The 20,370-nt window shown below is 59.5% G+C and carries 19 protein-coding genes and 7 pseudogenes; 15 read left to right on the forward strand and 11 right to left on the reverse strand.

The features are described from left to right. The 3 genes and pseudogenes from BN1800_RS37775 to BN1800_RS37780 all read right to left on the reverse strand — a co-directional run. A partial coding sequence (locus BN1800_RS37775; RefSeq protein ID WP_342210324.1) for a histidine kinase dimerization/phospho-acceptor domain-containing protein occupies window positions 1–501 on the reverse strand: 501 nt, incomplete at its 3' end. A 54-nt stretch (window positions 502–555) separates the two neighbouring features. Next, window positions 556–927, reverse strand: a pseudogene (locus BN1800_RS43180) (PAS domain S-box protein); the annotation flags it as partial. 350 nt (window positions 928–1,277) lie between these two features. After that, window positions 1,278–1,610 (reverse strand): c-type cytochrome, encoded by a 333-nt coding sequence (locus tag BN1800_RS37780; protein ID WP_244564795.1) that lies wholly within the window; start codon window positions 1,608–1,610, stop codon window positions 1,278–1,280. Window positions 1,611–1,953: 343 nt separating this feature from the next. Between BN1800_RS37780 and BN1800_RS37785 the strand changes: the two genes are divergently transcribed. The 12 genes and pseudogenes from BN1800_RS37785 to BN1800_RS37840 all read left to right on the forward strand — a co-directional run bounded on the left by BN1800_RS37785 (window position 1,954) and on the right by BN1800_RS37840 (window position 11,769). Then, window positions 1,954–2,361 carry an EF-hand domain-containing protein gene (locus tag BN1800_RS37785; protein WP_087005825.1) on the forward strand — a complete coding sequence of 136 codons (408 nt, stop codon included), beginning with the start codon at window positions 1,954–1,956 and terminating at the stop codon, window positions 2,359–2,361. A 557-nt stretch (window positions 2,362–2,918) separates the two neighbouring features. Next, on the forward strand, window positions 2,919–3,113 hold the full coding sequence (gene napE / locus BN1800_RS37790; RefSeq protein ID WP_179214004.1) for a periplasmic nitrate reductase, NapE protein: 195 nt from the start codon (window positions 2,919–2,921) through the stop codon (window positions 3,111–3,113). Between the two features lie 8 nt (window positions 3,114–3,121). Next, on the forward strand, window positions 3,122–3,622 hold the full coding sequence (gene napF, locus BN1800_RS37795; protein ID WP_087005829.1) for a ferredoxin-type protein NapF: 501 nt from the start codon (window positions 3,122–3,124) through the stop codon (window positions 3,620–3,622). Next, entirely contained in the window at window positions 3,615–3,902 is a 288-nt protein-coding gene (locus tag BN1800_RS37800) for a chaperone NapD (protein ID WP_087005832.1), read from the forward strand. Before napF ends, BN1800_RS37800 begins: the two co-directional genes overlap by 8 nt. Then, window positions 3,877–6,384 (forward strand): periplasmic nitrate reductase subunit alpha, encoded by a 2,508-nt coding sequence (gene napA / locus BN1800_RS37805; protein WP_087005835.1) that lies wholly within the window; start codon window positions 3,877–3,879, stop codon window positions 6,382–6,384. The genes BN1800_RS37800 and napA overlap by 26 nt, the downstream gene beginning before the upstream one ends. Continuing rightward, on the forward strand, window positions 6,351–6,857 hold the full coding sequence (locus tag BN1800_RS37810; RefSeq protein WP_087005838.1) for a nitrate reductase cytochrome c-type subunit: 507 nt from the start codon (window positions 6,351–6,353) through the stop codon (window positions 6,855–6,857). Before napA ends, BN1800_RS37810 begins: the two co-directional genes overlap by 34 nt. Window positions 6,858–6,864: 7 nt before the next feature. Next, entirely contained in the window at window positions 6,865–7,560 is a 696-nt protein-coding gene (locus BN1800_RS37815; RefSeq protein WP_087005865.1) for a NapC/NirT family cytochrome c, read from the forward strand. 556 nt (window positions 7,561–8,116) lie between these two features. After that, a pseudogene (locus BN1800_RS43185) lies at window positions 8,117–8,248 on the forward strand (NAD(P)-binding protein); the annotation flags it as partial. 222 nt (window positions 8,249–8,470) lie between these two features. Then, window positions 8,471–9,832: a GMC oxidoreductase gene (locus tag BN1800_RS37825; protein ID WP_244564796.1), complete on the forward strand. Its 1,362-nt coding sequence runs from the start codon at window positions 8,471–8,473 to the stop codon at window positions 9,830–9,832. 118 nt (window positions 9,833–9,950) lie between these two features. Then, window positions 9,951–10,412: pseudogene (gene ligD, locus BN1800_RS37830) on the forward strand (non-homologous end-joining DNA ligase LigD); the annotation flags it as partial. 1 nt (window position 10,413) lies between these two features. After that, a pseudogene (locus BN1800_RS37835) lies at window positions 10,414–11,327 on the forward strand (hypothetical protein). Beyond that, window positions 11,293–11,769 (forward strand): GXWXG domain-containing protein, encoded by a 477-nt coding sequence (locus tag BN1800_RS37840; RefSeq protein WP_087005868.1) that lies wholly within the window; start codon window positions 11,293–11,295, stop codon window positions 11,767–11,769. Before BN1800_RS37835 ends, BN1800_RS37840 begins: the two are co-directional and overlap by 35 nt. On the opposite strand, the pseudogene BN1800_RS37845 reads toward BN1800_RS37840, so the two are convergent. Then, window positions 11,766–13,470, reverse strand: a pseudogene (locus tag BN1800_RS37845) (chaperonin GroEL). The gene BN1800_RS37840 and the pseudogene BN1800_RS37845 sit on opposite strands and share 4 nt — an antisense overlap. A 303-nt stretch (window positions 13,471–13,773) precedes the next feature. Between BN1800_RS37845 and BN1800_RS37850 the strand changes: the two are divergent. Continuing rightward, window positions 13,774–14,177: pseudogene (locus BN1800_RS37850) on the forward strand (YkvA family protein). A 175-nt stretch (window positions 14,178–14,352) separates the two neighbouring features. Here BN1800_RS37850 and BN1800_RS37855 read toward each other — a convergent pair. Next, window positions 14,353–14,817 carry a hypothetical protein gene (locus BN1800_RS37855; RefSeq protein ID WP_087005846.1) on the reverse strand — a complete coding sequence of 155 codons (465 nt, stop codon included), beginning with the start codon at window positions 14,815–14,817 and terminating at the stop codon, window positions 14,353–14,355. Between the two features lie 462 nt (window positions 14,818–15,279). Between BN1800_RS37855 and BN1800_RS41850 the strand changes: the two genes are divergently transcribed. After that, window positions 15,280–15,540 (forward strand): DUF6438 domain-containing protein, encoded by a 261-nt coding sequence (locus BN1800_RS41850; protein WP_244564797.1) that lies wholly within the window; start codon window positions 15,280–15,282, stop codon window positions 15,538–15,540. A gap of 309 nt (window positions 15,541–15,849) precedes the next feature. Next, window positions 15,850–16,007: pseudogene (locus BN1800_RS43190) on the forward strand (IS30 family transposase); the annotation flags it as partial. Between the two features lie 761 nt (window positions 16,008–16,768). Here the strand turns inward: BN1800_RS43190 and BN1800_RS37870 are convergent. The 6 genes from BN1800_RS37870 to BN1800_RS37900 form a co-directional block, all read right to left on the reverse strand. Beyond that, entirely contained in the window at window positions 16,769–16,984 is a 216-nt protein-coding gene (locus tag BN1800_RS37870) for a hypothetical protein (protein WP_087005851.1), read from the reverse strand. Between the two features lie 10 nt (window positions 16,985–16,994). Next, window positions 16,995–17,432: a YeeE/YedE family protein gene (locus tag BN1800_RS37875; protein ID WP_087005871.1), complete on the reverse strand. Its 438-nt coding sequence runs from the start codon at window positions 17,430–17,432 to the stop codon at window positions 16,995–16,997. Then, on the reverse strand, window positions 17,429–17,860 hold the full coding sequence (locus BN1800_RS37880; protein ID WP_087005854.1) for a YeeE/YedE family protein: 432 nt from the start codon (window positions 17,858–17,860) through the stop codon (window positions 17,429–17,431). The genes BN1800_RS37875 and BN1800_RS37880 overlap by 4 nt, the downstream gene beginning before the upstream one ends. Window positions 17,861–18,308: 448 nt before the next feature. Further along, window positions 18,309–18,599, reverse strand: a complete 291-nt coding sequence (locus BN1800_RS37890; RefSeq protein WP_087005857.1) for a hypothetical protein — start codon at window positions 18,597–18,599, stop codon at window positions 18,309–18,311. Between the two features lie 331 nt (window positions 18,600–18,930). Further along, on the reverse strand, window positions 18,931–19,512 hold the full coding sequence (locus BN1800_RS37895; RefSeq protein WP_087005877.1) for an NAD(P)H-dependent oxidoreductase: 582 nt from the start codon (window positions 19,510–19,512) through the stop codon (window positions 18,931–18,933). 484 nt (window positions 19,513–19,996) lie between these two features. Then, a partial coding sequence (locus tag BN1800_RS37900; protein WP_143534244.1) for an adenylate/guanylate cyclase domain-containing protein occupies window positions 19,997–20,370 on the reverse strand: 374 nt, incomplete at its 5' end.

Below are 20,370 nucleotides of genomic sequence, written 5' to 3' on the forward strand. Positions count from 1 at the left end.
ATCGGAGACAGAAAGCCGGACATAATCACCGGGGGTGAGGCCCTCAAGCTCAACCGCGAAATGCTCGTCGATCCGGGCGTTTTGGGTTTCGACCACGAGCCGCCCGCCATTGGGCATGGCATCTCTTGCATTGACGGCAAGATTAACGATGGCACTTTCGACTTGTGATGGATCTACCCTGGCGGGCCAAAGGTCAGCGGCAAGACTCGTGCTGAGCAAGACCGTCTCGCCAAGTGTGCGATGGAGCATTTCCGAAAGGCCGAGAACGAAGGTATTCAGATTGACGACCTCAGGTTCAAGATGACTGCGGCGGGCAAATGCCAGAAGTCGAGAGGTCGGGCGAGCGCCCAGTTCGGCCGCATCCAGCGCTTCTTGTGCCAGTTCGCGCTGGTCTATCGTCGTTAGCCGAGCCTCGAGCATCTCCAGATTGCCGACGATCACCGTCAAGAGATTGTTGAAGTCGTGGGCGATACCGCCGGTCAGCTGTCCCATGGCCTCCATCTTCTGGGCTTGGCGCAAGGCCCGCTCGGTTGCCTTGTGCGCCGACAGGTCGTGAATGATACCGGTGAAATGCCGTTCACCGTCGATCTGAAATTCACTGACGGCCAGATGCATCGGAAAGGTGCTGCCGTCGCGGCGACGCCCGGTCACCTCGCGGCCTATCCCGATGATTTTGCAAGGTCCGGTGGCAAGATAGTTGTTGATATACCCATCGTGCTCCCGATGATAAGGCTCCGGCATCAGGAAATTGACATTACGGCCGAGGAATTCAGACTGCTCATAGCCGAACAGCCGGGTTGACGGTAGTTATGGAGCCGCGGCTATCAATCGTAATGATGGCGTCAAGCGCTGACTGCAAAATTGCCCGAAGCTTCGATGCTTGCCCAGCCAGTGAGCGTTCGATGTCGTCTGCCATTTGGGTCCAATCTAAAAACTTTTAAAGTGTGGCCCGAGCTTAGCTTTCCCAGCTGCTCGAGACAATAATCAACATGCTTCCGCGATAAAGCCTTTGGTATGGACGGTGTTCCGAAAAAAGGCCGACGCATCACACCTGTCACCGCTGCACAGCATCCGGGTCCGGGAACGGGTCCACGCCCATTTGCTCGCATTCTCAAGAGCAGTGCCGGCGGCCGCTTTGCAGGTGTCTTTCGAGGATGAGGCCGCCGGCCGCTTTAAGAAAATAGTCGAGGGTTTACGCCGCAGTTGCTCCGGTTCGCCTGCATGGTGCCGGCGCTCCGCTTCGTGTCAGCTTACGGTTCCGTCAAATGGGGAAGTCTCTATTCCGCTAAGCTTAGAATATAGGTTGAAACGTCCTGAACATCGGTCTGCGAGAGGATTATGTTCGGCATGGTCGGATGACTTTGGGCCGTGAGCCAAACGTTAAGTGCCATGGCTGTCATTCCCGGTGTCACAGCCACGGCTTCAAAGCTGGGCGCCTCGGCAACAGGGGATCGGGTTTGGTTCGCGAGGACGGCATGGCAGGTTGCGCAGACTTCAAGCGCGAGCCGACGCCCATGCTGAATATCTTGTGCCTGTACAGCAGGAACCGTTGCACTGGTGCCGGCAATGACTGCGATGATGGCTGCTCGCATCGCGATATCCTGCTTCATGTTCGCACATTCCGGGTTGGGATAACGTTACGGCGCTGACATGCCGTCCAAGGCGGTTCGCAGCATACCACGATAATAGTGCAATTTGCAGGCTGGGTGACTCGGTGTGAGGCGCCTCCGGCCGACGTGCCTAAAGAAGAGCTGAATGTTTCGGCCGCTGCTGCGGCAACGCCCATCGTGGCCTGGCGAATGGCCCGGAGTCGGCTCGACGTCTGCGTGGTGAAGGAGCGAAGAAGCCGGGGCGGTGTTTGACGCAACGCAATGCCTCAACTCGGTGTTCGTCATATTTCTAATCCCAGCCTCCACCGGCCTGGAGGACAACTTCAAAGAAGGGAGACATCCAATGTCACTGATCAAACTGTCAACCATGGCCCTGCTGGCCGCCATAGCAGCCACCGGCGGTGGTATCGCTTCCGCGCAGACGCAAGATCCTCATCATCCCAAGACGGACAACGGGGCAGGCCAGGGCGAGGCGATCCAGCCGGGAGGATCGGGGACGATGCCACGCGGGATGATGCCTGGCATGATGGGCCGAGATATGATGCCGTCCGACATGATGGGCGGAATGCCCATGGGACCAATGCGTGGTCATATGATGAAGATCATGTTCGCCATCGCTGATGCCGATGGCGACGGCGCGCTTTCCTTCGAGGAAGTAACAGCGATCCACAAGCGGGTCTTCGACAAGGTCGATGCAAACAAGGACGGCAAGGTCACGCCCGAGGAGATGCAGGCATTCATGCGGCAGTAGCGGAAGGCTGCGGGAGGCTCTGCCTTGGCGGGCTGAAGGCCGCCGCCAGCGTTGAGCCGCTCCAGCGGAAACCCAAACCCGCACCTGCAGTCGCTTGAGGACGGCCGGAGGCGTATTTCCGGCGATGCCGAAATTGGTGCTTGTCCGGGAGAGTTCGCTTGGTAGCAAAGGAGAGGTACCTCTATGACTGCAAATCGGACAAAACGGTTTTCTATGAGGCCGGCGACTATCTGTTTCCGCTCCCTTCGTCGGTTGCGGAATATTGCACACCGATCGCCGTGGCGATGTGGGCTTGCCTGTGCCGCCGAGCAATGTTGTTGGCCTCAACGAGGAAGTCGCAGCGCTGGATCTGGCGAACGGGCGCCTCACGGTCTCGCTGCCTGGAAAGCGTGCCGACTTGGGACCAGAATACGAACCAGACCAAATTCGCAGGGCGACAGCACTTGCCGCAGGCGCAAACCTGCTCATATCCCCGGAGTGGTCATCAAAACTTCTCGCTTCTGGGTTTATTTTCCCGTCCGTCTTGATAGCGTGATTGCAGTTGAGGAGGTGCCGCTGTGTCAGATCCGTCTCCCAATCGGCCCCTTGCGATCGACGCTCGCTCCCGGCGGCGCAATGAGTTTCTGACGTTCCTCGTCCTGGCGTTCGGCATCTGGCCGCTGGTCGCGGTCGGCGTGGTTGGCGGCTACGGCTTCCTCGTGTGGATGTTCCAGATCGTATTCGGGCCGCCCGGCCCGCCTACAACGCATTGAGGGTTGTCATGCGCCCGGAGCCTCTCTCCCGCCGCCAGTTTTTCATGGGCCGTCCTGCCGCCAGGGGTGTCGGCATCCGTCCGCCCGGCGCATCCGCCGAAAGTCTCGAAGCCTGCACCGGGTGCGGGAAATGTGCCGAGCGCTGTCCCACCGGTATAATCCGTCTCGTCGACGGGTTGCCTTCCATTGATTTCACATTGGGCGAATGCACGTTTTGCGGAGCGTGCAAGGCGGCCTGTCCGGAACCCTTTTTCCAGCCGGAGACGGCGGAGCGCTTTCCGCATGTGGCGGTCGTCACCGATGGCTGCCTGGCGAGGAAAGACATCGCCTGCCAGTCCTGCGGCGAAAGCTGTCCCGAGCAAGCCATTCGCTTTCGCCCGCGCATCGGCGCTCCGTTTCTTCCAGAGCTGAACGAAGGCATGTGCAGCGGGTGTGGCGCGTGCCTGCAGGTCTGTCCCGTGGGCGCGATCGCTCTTCGGGCACGTGAGGTGGAGGCCGCCGTTGTCTGAGCCCGCAGCCCCCTATCACATTTCAAGCGCCGTGATCGCCACACTGCCGGCCCGCACGGAGGACGTGCTTGCCGTGTTAGCAGGGATGGGAAACGTCGAAGTCCACGGTCATGCCGGCGGCAAGATCGTCGTCGTCATCGAGGGAACAAGTACGGGCATGCTCGGTGAATGCCTGTCGCGAATTTCGCTTCTGGAGGGAGTGATCGCGGCGAACATGGTGTTCGAGCATGTCGAGATGGAGGAGAGGCAGAGCCATGACGGGAGATCTGACGCGACGTGACATTCTCAAGGCCCAGGCAGCCGGCATTGCCGCTACCGCGGCCGGCATCGCGCTTCCTGCTGTCGCTCAACCGGTGCCGGGCGGCGTCAGCGCACTGGAGATAAAGTGGTCGAAGGCACCTTGCCGTTTCTGCGGAACAGGCTGCGGCGTCATGGTCGGCGTCAAGGGGGGACAGGTGGTTGCCACGCACGGCGACACGCAAGCGGAGGTCAACCGTGGCCTAAACTGCATCAAAGGCTATTTCCTGTCGAAGATCATGTACGGCGAGGACCGGCTGAAAACGCCGCTGCTGCGCAAGCGCAACGGCGTCTACGCCAAGGACGGTGAGTTCGAGCCTGTCAGTTGGGACGAGGCTTTCGACGTGATGGCCGAGCAGTGCAAAAGGGTGCTGAAGGAGAAGGGCCCGACCGCAGTCGGCATGTTCGGCTCCGGCCAATGGACGATCTTCGAGGGCTATGCGGCTACCAAACTGATGCGGGCGGGCTTCCGCTCCAACAATCTCGATCCGAACGCCCGGCACTGCATGGCGTCCGCAGCCTACGCCTTCATGCGCACCTTCGGCATGGACGAGCCGATGGGATGCTATGACGATTTCGAACACGCCGATGCCTTCGTGCTCTGGGGCTCGAACATGGCGGAGATGCATCCGATTCTCTGGACGCGCGTCGCCGACCGCCGCCTCGGGCAGCCGCATGTGCGCGTCGCCGTTCTTTCGACATTCACGCATCGGAGCATGGACCTTGCCGACATTCCGATCATCTTCACGCCCGGCACTGATCTCGCTATCCTCAACTATATCGCCAACCACATCATCACGAGCGGCAAGGTCAACGAGGAATTCGTCCGGAACCACACGACCTTCATGAAGGGCGTGGATAACATCGGCTACGGCCTGCGCCCCGAGGACCCGCTGGAACTCAAGGCTGTCAATGCGGGTGATCCGACAAAGATGGAGCCGATTGATTTCGAGGCATTCAAGACGTTCGTTTCCGATTACACGCTGGAAAAGACTGCTGAACTGACAGGCGTCGATCCTGGTTTCCTTGAAGAACTCGCCGAACTTTATGCTGATCCGAACCGGAAGGTCATGTCACTCTGGACCATGGGCTTTAACCAGCATGTCCGTGGCGTGTGGGCCAATCAGATGGTCTACAATCTGCATCTGCTGACTGGAAAAATCTCGGAGCCGGGAAACAGCCCGTTCTCGTTGACCGGCCAGCCGTCAGCCTGTGGAACGGCGCGAGAGGTTGGGACTTTCGCGCACCGCCTGCCAGCCGACATGGTTGTCACCAATCCGGAGCATCGGCATCACGCCGAAGAGCTGTGGAAGCTCCCCGAAGGCCTGCTTCCCGACAAGCCGGGCTATCATGCGGTTCAGCAAGACCGCATGCTCAAAGACGGCAAGCTGAATTTCTACTGGGTGCAGGTCAACAACAATGTCCAGGCAGCACCCAATACCAAGAATGAGACCTACCAGGGTTACCGCAATCCCGACAACTTCATCGTCGTTTCCGACGCCTATCCGACGATCACGGCCATGTCGGCCGATCTCATCCTTCCCGCTGCCATGTGGGTCGAAAAGGAGGGAGCATATGGCAACGCCGAGCGAAGGACACATGTCTGGCATCAACTCGTCCAGGCTCCGGGTGAGGCGCGGTCCGATCTCTGGCAACTAACGGAGTTTTCGAAGCGGTTCACGACCGACGAGGTCTGGCCGAAGGAGATATTGGACAAGCACCCCGACTATCGCAGCAAGACCCTTTTCGACGTCCTGTTCAAGAACGGCCAGGTTGACCGCTTCCCACTGAGCGAGATCGACCCGAACTACGAAAACAACGAAGCCAGGGAATTCGGCTTCTACATCCAGAAAGGATTATTCGAAGAGTACGCCTCATTCGGACGCGGACACGGTCACGATCTGGCTCCTTACGACCGGTATCACCAGGAACGTGGATTGCGTTGGCCCGTGGTCAACGGGCAGGAAACCAGGTGGCGCTACCGCGAGGGTTACGATCCGTATGTGAAGCCGGGCGAGGGGGTGCGCTTCTACGGGCGCCCGGACGGCAAGGCCGTGATCCTCACCGTTCCCTACGAGCCGCCGGCCGAATCTCCCGACGAAGAATATGATTTCTGGCTGGTGACGGGCAGGGTTCTCGAGCATTGGCATTCCGGCTCGATGACCATGCGCGTGCCGGAACTCTACAAAGCATTCCCCGGCGCTCGCTGTTTCATGAACGCGGACGATGCCCGCAAGCGCGGCATCAATCAGGGAGCCGAAGTCAGGATCGTCTCCAGGCGCGGCGAAATCCGCTCGCGCATCGAAACACGCGGGCGTAACCGCATGCCAACGGGTGTCATCTTCGTGCCGTGGTTCGACGCCAGCCAACTCATCAACAAGGTTACACTCGACGCAACCGATCCCATCTCCAAACAGACGGATTTCAAGAAATGCGCAGTCAAGATCGCTCCCGTCGCCTTGTGAGAAGACGGCAAAAATGGACGCTGGTCGTGGCAGGACTTGTAATGTTTGTCACGACGACGGCGATCGCTCAGGTGGTTCAGCAGATGGTGCCGCAACTCGAAGGGCCGACGCCCTCGATGGAAACCGGCGCCGCCGAACCGTTGCCGAAGTGGATCGTCGATGACCAGCGCAAGATGCGCGCTTACCCGGATCAGCCGCCGGTCATCCCGCACTCGATCGAAGGCTACGAGCTATCGGTGAACGCCAACCGTTGCCTGTCGTGCCACAAGCGCGAGTTCACGCAGGATTCCGGCGCGCCAATGATCAGCGTAACCCATTACATGACCCGCCACAGCCAGATGCTCGCGGACGTTTCACCGAGGCGATACTTCTGCACCGCCTGTCACGTACCACAGGCCGATACCGGGCCTCTCGTGCCCAATCGCTTCAAGGACATGAGTGAAATGGGCTTTAAACCAGCCGGAAGCGAGTAATGCGATGATCGCCTGGATCAAAAAAGTCGGTCTTTGGGCCTGGCGGTTATTGAGCACGCCTGCCGCAACCCTCAGTCTCGGCTTCCTGACGCTGGGAGGCTTCATCGGCGGGGTCATCTTCTGGGGCGCGTTCAACACGGCGCTGGAACTGACCAACACGGAGAAGTTCTGCACCTCCTGTCACGAAATGCGTGACAATGTTTATCAAGAGCTCACCCGTACCATTCATTTCTCCAATCGTTCCGGCGTTCGGGCGTCCTGTCCGGATTGCCACGTCCCGCATCAATGGACAGACAAGATCGCCCGTAAGATGCAGGCCTCCAAGGAGGTATGGGGCAAGATCTTCGGGACGATCAACACACGGCCGAAGTTTCTGGAAAAGCGCCTCGAACTGGCCCAACATGAATGGGCACGCTTGAGAGCCAATGACAGCCTCGAATGCCGGAATTGTCATTCATCGGTTGCGATGGATCTGCAGAAGCAGACGCAGCGCGCTGCGGAAATCCACACCCGTTATCTCTTGTCTGGCAGGGCAACCTGCATCGACTGCCACAAGGGTATCGCACACGAGCTTCCCAATATGGAGGGGGTCGATCCAGGCTGGAAAATGCCGAAGGAGCTCGAAGGAAAGAAGATGGCAGGCCACTCGCCCATCGACGATCTCAGCCGCGCCTTGGACGAACTTCACGCCGGGGCATTCTAAAGCCATGCTGCCGGCCGGCGAGGGTAAATGAATGGCTAGCCTACGCACATCGGGGATGATCGGAGTTTGCCACCGCAACCCGGTCGTTGTTGCCCCCGCAGGAGGATGAGATGAAGCGGTCAGCGTTGACGGCTTGCGCGTTTGCCAGCCTATCCCTGACTGCACCAGCGCACTTAATCGCGCCTTCCGGGCCACCAGCGACAGCAGCTCCAGCCGAATCGAGTTCGCGGCCGACCTGCGCCTTCAGATCGTTCATCCGCAGCGAGTATGTTCGGCCTCTCCAGAATAGTTGATTGAAAGCTACCTCACTTTGTCACAGCCCGGATCGCTATGAACCCTCCTTATCAGGTCTATTATTGCGCGAGATCAATGAATGGCAGCAGAACTCAAGCAATATGTTTCCACGTTGGAAACATGCGTCCTGTCTCTTGCTGCGATTGACCGCAATATGATGCAGCTTGCGACCTAGCGCGGGTTAAAGTGACAGAGCCATATCCATTATAGGAGGCGAAAGCCGTCGTGCTCAGCGCTTGCGACAAGACCGGAACGGCGGAACATGAAAATTGCGCAACTGTCCGAGTTTGACGACAATTCGACCATCGTGGCGGACCTCGTAATTGTGGGAGCCGGTCCGACGGGGCTGACGATCGCAGCGCAATGCGCGCGGGCTGGCAGAAAAGTGCTCGTCGTCGAAAGTGGGCTTGAACTCGAAAATCCCGAGCATTCGGCGCTCAACGAGGTCGAGAACATCGGCGAGCTTCAGTCGGAGGCACAAATCCGCAAGCGCATCGAATTTCACAGCCCGCAAGCAAAATTCTGGTCGAATGGAACACAGCCATTCGGTGTTCGCTGCCGGGCCCTTGGCGGGTCGACGCATGCATGGGCCGGCAAATCGGCACCTTTCGATCCCATGGACTTCAAGGCGCGTCCGTGGGTTCCCAATTCCGGCTGGCCGGTTAATCGCGAGCAAATGGATACTTATCTCCTGCGCGCAATGGAGGTGCTGAACCTCAGTCCCAGGGAGCCGCCGAATCATTTTGATGAAGGGGGGCTCCATTCCTTCTATTGGCAGTTTGCCCGCTCACGCGTGGATCGGCTGGACATTATGCGCTTCGGGAGAGAATTCACGGCCCAGCGGCCGGACAACGTGCATGTTCTTCTGAATGCGACAGTAACACGTGTTGGTCTGAGCGCGGATGGATCGCGTTTCTCGCACCTCGATGTCACAAGCATCGAAGGCAAGTACGTGCGCATCGAAGCCAGGCTGTGCGCGATGGCCGCAAGTGGAATTGAAAATGCCAGATTGCTGCTGGCATCCAACGATGTGCATTCGAATGGAATTGGCAATCACCAGGACGTCGTCGGGCGATATCTTATGGATCATCCCGGCGCCCGTATCGGCCGCATTGCGACCGACCAAATGGCTGTGCTGACCAAGCTCTTCGGCTTCTTCGGCGTTCATCACAAAGGCCGCGCGCACATGTTCATGCATGGCTTGGCGCTGACCCCTGAAATTCAGGAGCGCGAGCAGTTGCTCAACGCGGCCATCTATTTCGCCACCGAGCGCGCGCCCGACGATCCATGGGATGCATTGAAACGGCTTTTGGTCTGGCGCGATGCGAATCTCTGGCGCGACCTGCGTTCAGTTGCGGCTGGCTCTGGACTCGTCATCAGGGGCATCGGAATGAAGATCCTTTCGGATGACCGGACGCCCAAGGTTTTCAAAGACCTTGTGATCAACACAGCGATCAGCTTGTCCCCGAATCTGGTCGCCGATGAATTTGAGAGTCAGGGCCTCCCCCACAAGCTGACTGGCTCGCGGATCGAGGCGATCTGCGAGCAGATTCCGAACCCCGACAGCCGGATCAGTCTCAGTTCCCGGAAGGACCGCTTTGGGGTCCCGCTCGCCAAAATCGAATGGCGGATTAACGATGCAGAGCGCAGGACACTTCTTAGAATTGCCGAGCTCTCACGTGCAGCCCTATCGAGCGCTGGCCTTCCAGCCCCCGTGCTTGAAAACTGGGCAATTGAACGGCGGCCACAGGACATCGTCATCATCGACATGGCACACACGCTCGGTACGACGCGCATGTCGGCCGACGCGAAGACAGGCGTTGTCGACCGAAATTGCCAAGTTCACGGCGTGCATAATCTCTATCTTGCCGGCGGATCGGTGTTTCCAACCAGCGGCCATGCGAATCCCACTTTAATGATCCTGGCCTTTGCGATCAGGCTGGCCGATCATCTGAATTCACAGCTGGGAATGGGTTGAGCCGATGACGGCTTCAATTGCCGCTGCCTAAGGCTGAAGGGAGCCATCGCCATAACTAAGGCTATATCAAGCCGGTGAACTCGGCGGCGCCTTACGGTATCGCCGTCGTGTTCCACGACGAACAGCGGGCGGCAAAGGGCTGCATGTCGTCACGCCGCTTGCCGTCAACAAGCGCAAGCCTCTCGCTTGGGCTGAGGCGAAGGGCTTTGCACATGACGTCTGTCAGCAGATGGTCCGCGACAATCCCGACCTCTATCTTATCAAGATGACCAAGAGCCTGAGGGGCGGCAGGATCTTCCTCGATTATCTCCGCAACGATCGCATGGCGACGGCCGTCGCGCCGCTGTCGCCGCGCGCGCGGCCCGGCGCGACTGTGTCGATGCCGCTCACCTGGACTCAGGTGAGATCCGACCTCGACCCGAGGCGATTTAACGTGCGGACCGTGCCAGCACTGATTGCGAAGAGTTCGGCCTGGCAGGACTATTGCGATGGCGAGCGCCCGCTTGAGCAGGCGATCAAGCGCCTCGGGAAATCAAGGCGGGCAGCGGGATCTCTGAAGCGTTGCTATCAGGCGATGTGACATGGACATGGAAGAGAAGGACACATCCGACCCAAGTCCGCGTGAGGGTGCAACGACCGACCTGCCGCACGACCGGATAACGGTCGCGCGGTTTCGGGAAGCGTTTCCCCGTGCGCGATGGAGCGACCGCCTGAATGCCTGGTTCGTGCCCAGCCGTACCGCCGAGAAGTGCATCGGCCGCTGGCTGGCCGAGATGGAGGCTGAAGCCGACAGATTCGCCGACGAGAAGGGCAGGGATGCCTTTGCCTTCGAGCCGATCGAAAGCCGCTACCTTGAGGCGGCACCGGCAGCCCTCCAGATCCAGACGCCCTATTCCCGGACCGTTATCGACGAGATCCGGGAAATCCCGCATGCTCGCTGGGACGCGGGTCGCCGCGTCTGGACCGTGCCCTACCGCTCATTTGAGGAACTGCGGCAGCGCTGGCCGGCGATTGAGGCGGCGGCCGAACGAAGCGAGCCGGAAGCACGGCGGGCACGGCGCGAGGCGATCAAGGGGACCGAGCGGGACGAAGCATACAAGGCGAGGGCAAGGGAGCGGCGGCGGAAGCGCTACCCGGTTCCCAGCAGTGATGCCCCGCCCTTTGAACGTGCAATCAGCACGCATGTCGGGGTCGTCTTCTTCACCGGCACGGACGGCGAGCTTGCCGACCCGGCGACGGTTAGCACGTTTTACTTCCCCCGTCGGAAAGCGAGGAATATGTCTGGGCATCCTGGCGATCGGGCTTGCTGGAAGAACTGGTGACGACCTGGCCGGCACGAACGCCACCGGAACAGCGCGAACTGGATCGCGGCTGGTGGATACCGACGCTGGAGGAGTTGCGGATCGCCCGGCGCGACGCAAAGTCCAGGCGATGCACGAGAGAGCGCAAAGATGAGGACAATTCATCCGGTGAAAGAACAGCAGACAGTGCTTGAGGCGTTCCGAAGCCTGCCATTGATCGAGCCGTGCGAACTCGTCGGGCTATGGAAAGGGCACGGCATCCCGGCCGGACATCCGTTCGACGGTGTGCTGGAAAAACTCGGCTGGTTCGGCAAGCGGTTCACCCCGGACATGCGTGCGGACGCCTTGCTGTTTCTTTCGGGTCAGCGGCGCCTGGTCGCCATCGATCCGAAATGGATACCGCCGCGCCTGGCGCTTCGTTTCCATTGGGTCGGCAGGACGCGCGTCGCGAGAAACCTGTTTTCCTATCTCCTGCGTCCTCGTGGCGGTCGGGGAGACCGGCAGAAGGCTTGCGGCTATGGTTACGATCCGCTGCTCTGCTCGTCCCGGCTATCGCCTGGACTAAAGCCCCATTTCCTGATGAACGGGGTGGTTCTTTGGTTCTTCGGGTATTTCCGTCATCGTCGCTTCCGTTAGTAGCAGCACGCTTGCAACGGNTGAACGGGGTGGTTCTTTGGTTCTTCGGGTATTTCCGTCATCGTCGCTTCCGTTAGTAGCAGCACGCTTGCAACGGAGACCGCATTTTCAAGCGCGACGCGAACGACCTTGGTCGGATCGACGATGCCTGCAGCAAACATGTCAGTGTAGATCTTCCTGTCGGCATCGTAGCCAAGGTTGCCGCTGCCCTCGAGGACCTTCGCGACCACGACGCCGCCGTCGATCGATGAGTTGTCGGCTATCTGGCGGATCGGAACTTCGAGCGCGCGTTTGAGGATTTGCACGCCGGTTCGTTCGTCCCCTTCGCATTGGGCCTCTTCCTGCGTGAGCGCATCAGAGCAGCGCAACAACCCGATCCCGCCTCCTGGCAGAATACCTTCGGCCACCGCAGCTTTGGTCGCACTGATGGCGTCGTCGAGCGCTTCCTTCTTCGTCTTCATCTCCGCCTCGGTGGCAGCGCCGACCTTGACGACCGCCACGCCACCGGAGAGCTTCGCGAGGCGCTCCTGAAGTTTTTCCTTGTCGTAATCGCTCTTAGTCTCTGCAATCTCGCGGCGAAGCTGCTCCACGCGCGCNGCGCTCCTGAAGTTTTTCCTTGTCGTAATCGCTCTTAGTCTCTGCAATCTCGCGGCGAAGCTGCTCCACGCGCGCGGCAATTGCGTTCTTGTCGCCCGCGCCGCCGATAATGGTTGTGGTCTCCTTCGTGATCACTACCCGTGCTGCATGGCCGAGCTGCTCCAAGGTCACCGTCTCGAGCTTGATGCCAAGGTCTTCAGACAGGACCTGCCCTCCCGAAAGGATCGCGATGTCCTGCAACATCGCTTTACGGCGGTCTCCGAAGCCTGGAGTCTTGACGGCACAGTTGTGCAGCGTTCCGCGGATTTGATTGACGATAAGCGTCGCCAGGGCCTCGCCCTCGACGTCTTCGGCAACGACGAGTAACGGCATGTTGGCTTTCGCCACCGCCTCAAGCAGGCCGACACAATCGTTGAGCGCGTTCAGTTTGCGATCGACAAGAAGGATTGCTGCCTCCTCCAGAACGATTTCCATCCGTTCGCTGTCGGTTACGAAATACGGTGAGATAAATCCACGGTCGAATTGCATTCCCTCGACGACATCGAGTACGGTTTCCGTTGTCTTGGATTCTTCGACCGTGATGACGCCTTCGTCTCCGACCTTTTCCATCGCGTCGCCGATCAGAGCGCCGATCGCTGCGTCATTGTGAGCGGAAATCGTTGCCACCTGGACCTTCTCAAGCTTTCCGGTGACTGGCTTGCTGTTTTCCCTGAGCCGGGCGACAGCGCATGCAAGGCCACGATCAAGGCCGCGCTTGATGTCGATCGCACTCGCACCGGCAACGACGTTTCGCAAACCATCGGAGAATATTGCTTGAGCGAGAACCGTCGACGTGCTCGTCCCGTCGCCGACAATCTCGCCCGTCTTTTCCGCCGCCTGCCTTAGCATGCGAGCGCCAAGGTTCTCCTCCGGATCCTTGAGATCGAACTCCTTTGCGATGGTCACGCCATCGTTGCAAACGACCGGCGTTCCCCACTTCCTTTCAATCAGAACCGCCTTCGACCGGGGTCCGAGCGTCACGCGCACCGCGTCGGCGAGCTGAGTAGTGCCCTTAAGAATTTTCTCTCGCGCAGCTGAACGGAAAAGAACCTGTTTGTGTGCCATGACATCACCTCCGTTGGCCGACAGTATCGGCGATAAACGGCGTTAGGCTTTGATCCGGATCAAACTGAGCGAGAGGCGGCAGTGAGCGAAAGCTCAGAACCCCTAAGTTCATTTGCGGTTCGAGGTGTCTCGGCATGGAGGCGCACCATTGATCGTTCTGAATCGCGGTTTTGTGATTTTCGTGATCATTTTAGCCCTCCTGCAGCTGGGCCTTTCTGCGGCTGTGTATTTCGGGTGGCTATAAATACTGACAGCTGCGTTCCACCCCGTTGCGGACGCTTCTTCGACATGCAAACTTGCCGCATGGGTACAAGACTGCAGCGAATGAAAGCTTGGGCGAAGGCCCTAAAACGGGACGCCGTTGCGCTTTGGATAGCCGCTCGCGACCCCCGAACTCCGTGGTATGCCAAAGCCGCTGCGGCAGCTGTTGCTGCCTACGCGCTGAGCCCACCTGACCTGATCCCGAACTTTGTGCCGATCCTCGGTTGCGTTGATGACCTCCTGATTGTCCCTTGGGAATCGCGCTTGCGATCAGGCTCATTCCAGGCGACTTGATGGCCGAATATCGTGTGGAGGCAGATCTCCGGCAGACCCGTCCGCAAAGCCTGTCTGGCGCGATTGTAATCGTTATCCTATGGCTTCTGGCGCTTTCCGCAACTGATCGGCACGATGCGGCCATTCCTGACTCCGCTACACCATCATTGTGAGGGACGACCACCAGCCTTTCAAACCTCGCTGGCTGGGCTCCGCCCGTTACACCATCTAGGAGCTCGAACAGCGCTGCTGCCTGGGTCGCGCTGAAAACATGCGATGGCTCGTTTGATTGAGATCTTTTCTTCCGGGCAATTGTGCGGCAACTTTTCTGTCGGGACACTGGCAAAATCACTTTTGATAAGTCCGGATATAATTTCCATTAATGATATGACCGCCCAGGATGCCGGCGTTGCACAGCCCCGAATCGGCATTCTTAACGGTTATGATCTCGCCTTTTCGCGAGAATGCGAAGCTGAGCCCAGGTTCAGCCGGTGTACCTTCGTCAAGGCCAGGCAAAAATCCGACCGTGACGACCCGCCCGCGGAAATCATTTCCGGAGAAATCTCCTTGGACGATGAAACCGCAATCCGCTGCGGTTGTGGCGCTGTCGGGGCCGGATGGAACACCACCAACAACAACGGTCACTCGCCACTCGGTCCCGATCCGTTCGAGCTCAATGCTACCGGCGCCGCCGCTCTCGTCATTGCGCTCGTAGGTCCCCGGCGGATCGGATGGCACGATTGCGTGAGCTGGTGCGGCGAGGGACAGGGCGACAAGCGCGCAACCCATTGCCGCGAGCGTTGACGGGTTCATTTCGTCCTCCTGCATCCATATGACGACGTTCTATAACCATTGGGGGGGGCGCACACTTGGAACATTTCATGTCCGTACACTACCTCTTTTGCGACCGCGGTCGCCACTCCTCGCCAGATAGCCGAGTTGTGCAGCAACTCGTCGGTGCGCCTTTCAGGACTTCGAGGAGACCGGTGTTCGACCGTAGCATCAACCGCATCGCTTTGAGGTACGCCCGCAAGAAAAGCTTGGCGGCATGCTTCGACTGTCGGAATGTTGGAAAGCGTCGCCAGCGTCATTTCAGACAACCTGATCTCCTTCACTTCAAGCCCAAAGAACCGCATGGAAAGCAGTGGATCACGACGAAATTGTTGTCTTGGTTGATAAAAGCGGCGTGTCTGCGTAGATCAAAATGACGAGGTGGCATATCGTGGCGGCCAAGCGGTTGGCGAACTTGACGTCGGTGTGATGGATGGCCGCGTGATGAAGATAACAGCAATCGGGCTCGTTGTCGTAGGGGCAACAGCCTTTACGACGACGCCCTCGGGTGCGCAGGCTCCGGTCCGCAGTATTACGGTCGAGCGCGGGCCATGCCTCGGGACATGCCCCGTTTATCGTTTCAAGGTGGATGCCGACGGGAAGGGCCTCTTTGTGCGCCTTTTCGCCCGATTGGCACCGAAGAAATCACCGTTGGCCATCCCCGTTGCAAGCGGATGGCGACGGATCATCCGTCCGTGTCCGTGACCTGGGAAGATGGATCTCGCGCCGATCGCCTCAGCTTCAATTTTGGCTGCCGCGACCCCGAGAACTCCGCCATGGCGCGGGCGCTTGCGGGCGCACCCGATCTCTTGCCAGTCGCCGACCTTATCGAGCGAATTCGCTTGGAGGAAGGGGAGTTTCATGGCCGGAGATAGGGACCGTTGAGCCAGGCGTAGCGATCACTGGAGCTCGGCGAAGAAAGGGGATCAGTCGGCGCGCCCCTCGGCTTAAATGTCGAGCACGCGAGCGCGAACAGTACTCCCTATCGGTGCTTGCATCTCGGCCCGTCGGTGAATCCGCCGCTTCCTGCCTGGCGACACCGACCTATCCAACATCACCCAGCAACAGCTCGTCGACCTTCGCCCACTGCCTGAAATGCGCAGCCACGCAAATGCCTCGGCTACAAAACACCGGCCGAAGTGTTCATCGCCCATTTGCGTGAATGTGGCTGATCCCCGACCCTGTAATCCGGCCTGTTGCACTTGGCGTAGATTCTCCATTACTGAACGACTGGCGCCGACGTTCGACCGGGTCGTACGAAGGACCGGATTGGAGTCCGAAAACTGACATTGACTGGTCACCAACGAGAACATTTTAAGAATAAAATGTTCCAGGGCCACGACGCCGCAATCCTGAAACCGGCTCCGGTCTGGCTGCGTCAAATGCGAGAAGTCTCTATTCCCCCAAGCTCAGAATATAGGCCGACACATCCTGAACATCGGTCTCCGATAGTACGATGTTCGGCATGGTCGGATGGTCCTGGGCTGTGAGCCAAACGTTAAGTGCCGCTGCGGTCATTCCCGGTGTCAAGGCGACCCTTCGAAGCTGGGCGCTTCCGCAACGGGGGATTGAGTTTGGCCCGCGAGGACGGCGTGACAGGCTGCACAGACCTCAAGCGCGAACTCTCGCCCTTGCTGAATGTCTTGCGCCTGTACCGCCGGAACCGCTGCAATGGTGAAGACAATGACGACGACGATCGCTGTTCGCATCGCGATACCCTACTCCATGTTCCCCGAATTCCGGGTTCGGGTTGCGCGTACCCCACCGCATTCCAGCCTCAAATTTTGTTGTCAAGGAAGCCCGCTGAGCAAATCATAACGTCAATTACTCTGACAGTTCCTCGGCGCTTTTTCTTGATGCGGGTCAAGGAATTGCGGTGCGCCGCCAGAATGGCTGATCGGCGTCCTGAGTTGAATGACTGCGGGGGAAGCGCTCACCCGCTGCGTGTCGCCCCAGCGGTGGCGGCCTTACCCGGCCGGAAAAATGCCTCGACACGGCGCTCGATCCGCGCGTCAGTGACGTATTCTGACGGAAGCTCGGACCGATTGTTGCGGCTGTCAGTCTGGAGCACGCCTTTGCTATCTGCTCGATCCATGCGCGACTCCATGCCGAAGGTGATACCGGCACCAGCGCAGGCGAGGCGGATCATCAGCGCCTCATCAAAAGCGATAGTTCGGAAGGCGCTGGCCGCGTGATAAGCGGTAAGCCGACATGCCGACCAGCATGGCCGCAACGAACAGAACGGCCTCCCGCCGCCCCGTCGACAATGCAGCGATAGCGGGGCCGGGGCAGAACCCCACCAGCCCCCAGCCGAATCCGAACGAGGCCTCGCCAGCCACCAGTTTCCAATCGATCGATGTATTCGCCGGCACATAGAAGCGGCTGTCGAGCAAGGGCGCCGAGCGGCGACTGCGGATGATGTAAGCCAAGGCAGAAGGGAGCAGTGCGCCACCCATGACAAAGGCCAGCGACGGGTCCCAGCTACCGGCGACATCGAGGAACGCCAGCACACGTCCGGGATTGATCATGTCGGAGATCACCAGGCCTGCCCCGAAGATGAGCCCGCAGACGATCGATGCTAACATGCGGACCCTTATGGATGCACTCCAAGGAGATGACGCGTGACGAAGACCGTCGCGCCCGCAACGGCCATGAAGATTGCTGTGGCGGCAAGCGAACGCGGCGACAAACGGGCAAGCCCGCAAACGCCGTGGCCGCTCGTACAACCAGATCCGAGTCGGGTGCCATAGCCAACGATGAGTCCGGCGGCAATCAGCAGTGCTGGCGAAGAAGTGATAGCGATGTCGGGTTGGCGGACGAGGGCGGCCGCCAGCCACGCGCCTGCGATGATGCCGGCGAAGAAACCCAGTCCCAACCTGCTGTCGCCGTCATGGGTCAAGCCGGCTGCCGCGGCCGCGAGACCGGAAATCCCGGCTATCCTTCCGTTCAGCAGAAGGTATAGGCCAGCCGATATGCCGATCAGGAGGCCGCCGGTCAGCGGCCAGAGATAGTTGATTTCAGACATTGCGCTCACACTACGTTCTCGGCTCGGACGTCGTTCTCCTCGGCCGGGCCAGCATCAACTAAGGTCGTTTCGCCTTGATGTACGCGACGAGATCGGCAATCTCGGAACGTGTCAGCGACAGATTGGGCATCCGGGAGTGGTGAGGTGCAGCCAAGAAAGCTGAGAGTCCTGCCTCGTCAAACTGCTCCGATTCACCAATTTGTGCGAACGTCGGGACAGTATCAGAGCCGTGCAGTTGTCCTGGTGCAACGACGTGACACTCGCTGCACCAGCGTTGGGCGATGCCACGACCGCGGTGTCGATCGGCCGCGACGCTCTCGCCAAAGACAATCAGAACGAAAGCAACGGCAACGCCACATTGTAGACCGCGTGTTCGATTCATTTGCTGCGGCATCCTCTTACGCTACTGACGCATCTCGTGTCGCCGCTATGTTGCCATGAGTACATCTCAAGCCGCGTCCGGGTGATGAGCCTTCCAGGCAGACACATCAGTTGCGGTTATCGCGACGCGCCCGTCGAACGTGAGCTCCCCACCATCAAACTTCTTGGATGCGATGTCGCTGAAGACGGCGACATATTCCTGCAGGCGGCACTCGTTGCAAAGCGGCGGATCGGCGATGTCGAGCAGCGCTTCTTTGGTGACAAGAACGATTTCGTCGCCTCCGCGGTCTCTTTCCATGATCAGAAGCGCCTCGTCACCCGACGTTTTCATCATTCCACTGGCCAATTTCAACGGCATTTTTCGTCCTCCCAGATACGAGCCGAGCCACCATACCGTGCTCGAAGCCTCAATACGCAGCATTATGGTCCGAGGGCACAGAAACTCCTTGATTAAGCTCAAACTCGGATGCGCGAGCGCGACGTGGAGCCACGTCGGGCCGATCTGCTCGTGCCGCATCCGAGCGACTTGGCGCGAGCGAGAGACGCGCTGAGAGCGCGGCGGCGTTCATGCTGCCACCGGTTTCTGAGCTGGGAAGACCGAGACCGCTCTTCTGCGCAGCAGGCGGCTTTTCTATCTGACACCAGCAGGAATGAGCGAAAAGAAACTAACGTGCTTGACGCTGGAGCGATCAGCCGGCCCGTCTGCCGTAATCGCGCATGTCCTTGATCCAGCGAGAGCGTTTCTTCTCGTCGGCAAACGAGAGGCCATAGAAGTTCTCGCGAATAGGCTTGATTCCGGCGAAGCCCAGCATGCTACGCTCGAAACTGCGCACGCCATATGCGCCGAAATACCACCGGTAAAGAAGCACCGGCATTCCCATGGTGACGATTATGCGGGCGGAGCGCCCGGCAAGAAGCCGCTTCGGAAAGCCGCCCTTCTTGTATTCCATCGCAAAGCCCGGCCTGAAGATGTGCTCGAGAAAGCCCTTGAGCAGGGCGGGCATCGTTCCATGCCAAAGAGGAAACAGAAAGACCCAGTGTTCTGCCCAGCGCATATCCTCCCGCGATTGCTCCAGGCCGGGTGGCAATGCCCCGGTCTCGAAATCCTCCTGGGTTCGCAACAGCGGGAACTCGAGCTTGGCCACCTCTATGCGGCGCACCTGATGTCCCGCTGCCGTGGCAGCATCGGCATAAGCGTCAGCCATGGCGTGCAGGAGGTGCTGCCCGGCTGGGTCCGGATGGCCCTGGACAATTGTGATGCGCCTGGTCATCTGCTGCGCTCCATAAAATCCTGAGGCATGCCATTGCATGCCTGGTTAGCTGTCTCCCTCATGACCGCGTCGACGACGGTGCGGGCGAATCTGGCCGAACAGATGGCCCGCCACGGGACCCTGAAGGTTGCATTGTGCCTGTCTGAGTGTTGATTTCCACGCAGAACTGAGCCGGTTAGGCGCATAATTTCCATTGAGAATTGAGCCATGTGAACCTTTCCCAACGCGGTGAGCGACGGAGGCAACGGAGATCCGACTGGTTGCGCGTCGACACCGGGGGCTGCTCCAGCATCTTCTCGACATGCAAAAATGTGACAGGCGAAAAGGTCTTGGAGCGCCGGCATCGCGCTAAGAGGGCGACCGGCAGTTCGGTCCACATCCTCGAGTGGCGGTGAGTGCTGGCGGAAGCGGTGACCTTCGGCGGGGCACTCGCAGGAGGGTCTGCCCCCAGTTGCCGAGTTAAGCTCGTCATCAGCCTCGCGCTCTATCCGCTAGGCTTCGTGCCGGTGTAGGCAAAGATCGCCAGATGCTCGCCACGCCCTCCCAGCGGTTCTCGGCCGACTTCCCCCCATGTGCGTTGTTGTCCCGCCTGTATCACCACGGCCTCAGAGGCCAGCAGCGCGCTACTAAACCGCTTGGTGGCCTGTTCAATCTTGGCAGCAACGTTGACAGCGTCGCCAAGCACTGTGAACTCGAGCCGGCGGTCGTCCCCGACAAGCCCGCAATACACTTCACCCGTGTGGATGCCGATCCCCACCCGGACAGGCGGATCAAATCCGCGCTTGACGTTCCATTGATCCAGGAGCGCAAGAAGCTTGCGGGCACACGCTATAGCGCGGGCGCAATCGTCACTCTGGG

The organism is Rhizobium sullae (assembly GCF_900169785.1).
Lineage (GTDB): Bacteria > Pseudomonadota > Alphaproteobacteria > Rhizobiales > Rhizobiaceae > Rhizobium > Rhizobium sullae.

Coding starts and splice junctions, on each gene's coding strand:
- BN1800_RS37870 (WP_087005851.1), bottom strand. CDS start 16,984: ATGATCCGCCTCGCCTGCGCTGGTGCCGGTATCACCTTCGGCATGGAG.
- BN1800_RS37895 (WP_087005877.1), bottom strand. CDS start 19,512: ATGACCAGGCGCATCACAATTGTCCAGGGCCATCCGGACCCAGCCGGG.
- BN1800_RS37810 (WP_087005838.1), top strand. CDS start 6,351: ATGCGCAGTCAAGATCGCTCCCGTCGCCTTGTGAGAAGACGGCAAAAA.
- BN1800_RS37855 (WP_087005846.1), bottom strand. CDS start 14,817: ATGAACCCGTCAACGCTCGCGGCAATGGGTTGCGCGCTTGTCGCCCTG.
- BN1800_RS37825 (WP_244564796.1), top strand. CDS start 8,471: ATGGACTTCAAGGCGCGTCCGTGGGTTCCCAATTCCGGCTGGCCGGTT.
- BN1800_RS37890 (WP_087005857.1), bottom strand. CDS start 18,599: ATGCCGTTGAAATTGGCCAGTGGAATGATGAAAACGTCGGGTGACGAG.
- BN1800_RS37880 (WP_087005854.1), bottom strand. CDS start 17,860: ATGTCTGAAATCAACTATCTCTGGCCGCTGACCGGCGGCCTCCTGATC.
- napA (WP_087005835.1), top strand. CDS start 3,877: ATGACGGGAGATCTGACGCGACGTGACATTCTCAAGGCCCAGGCAGCC.
- BN1800_RS41850 (WP_244564797.1), top strand. CDS start 15,280: ATGAAGATAACAGCAATCGGGCTCGTTGTCGTAGGGGCAACAGCCTTT.
- BN1800_RS37780 (WP_244564795.1), bottom strand. CDS start 1,610: ATGAAGCAGGATATCGCGATGCGAGCAGCCATCATCGCAGTCATTGCC.
- BN1800_RS37785 (WP_087005825.1), top strand. CDS start 1,954: ATGTCACTGATCAAACTGTCAACCATGGCCCTGCTGGCCGCCATAGCA.
- napF (WP_087005829.1), top strand. CDS start 3,122: ATGCGCCCGGAGCCTCTCTCCCGCCGCCAGTTTTTCATGGGCCGTCCT.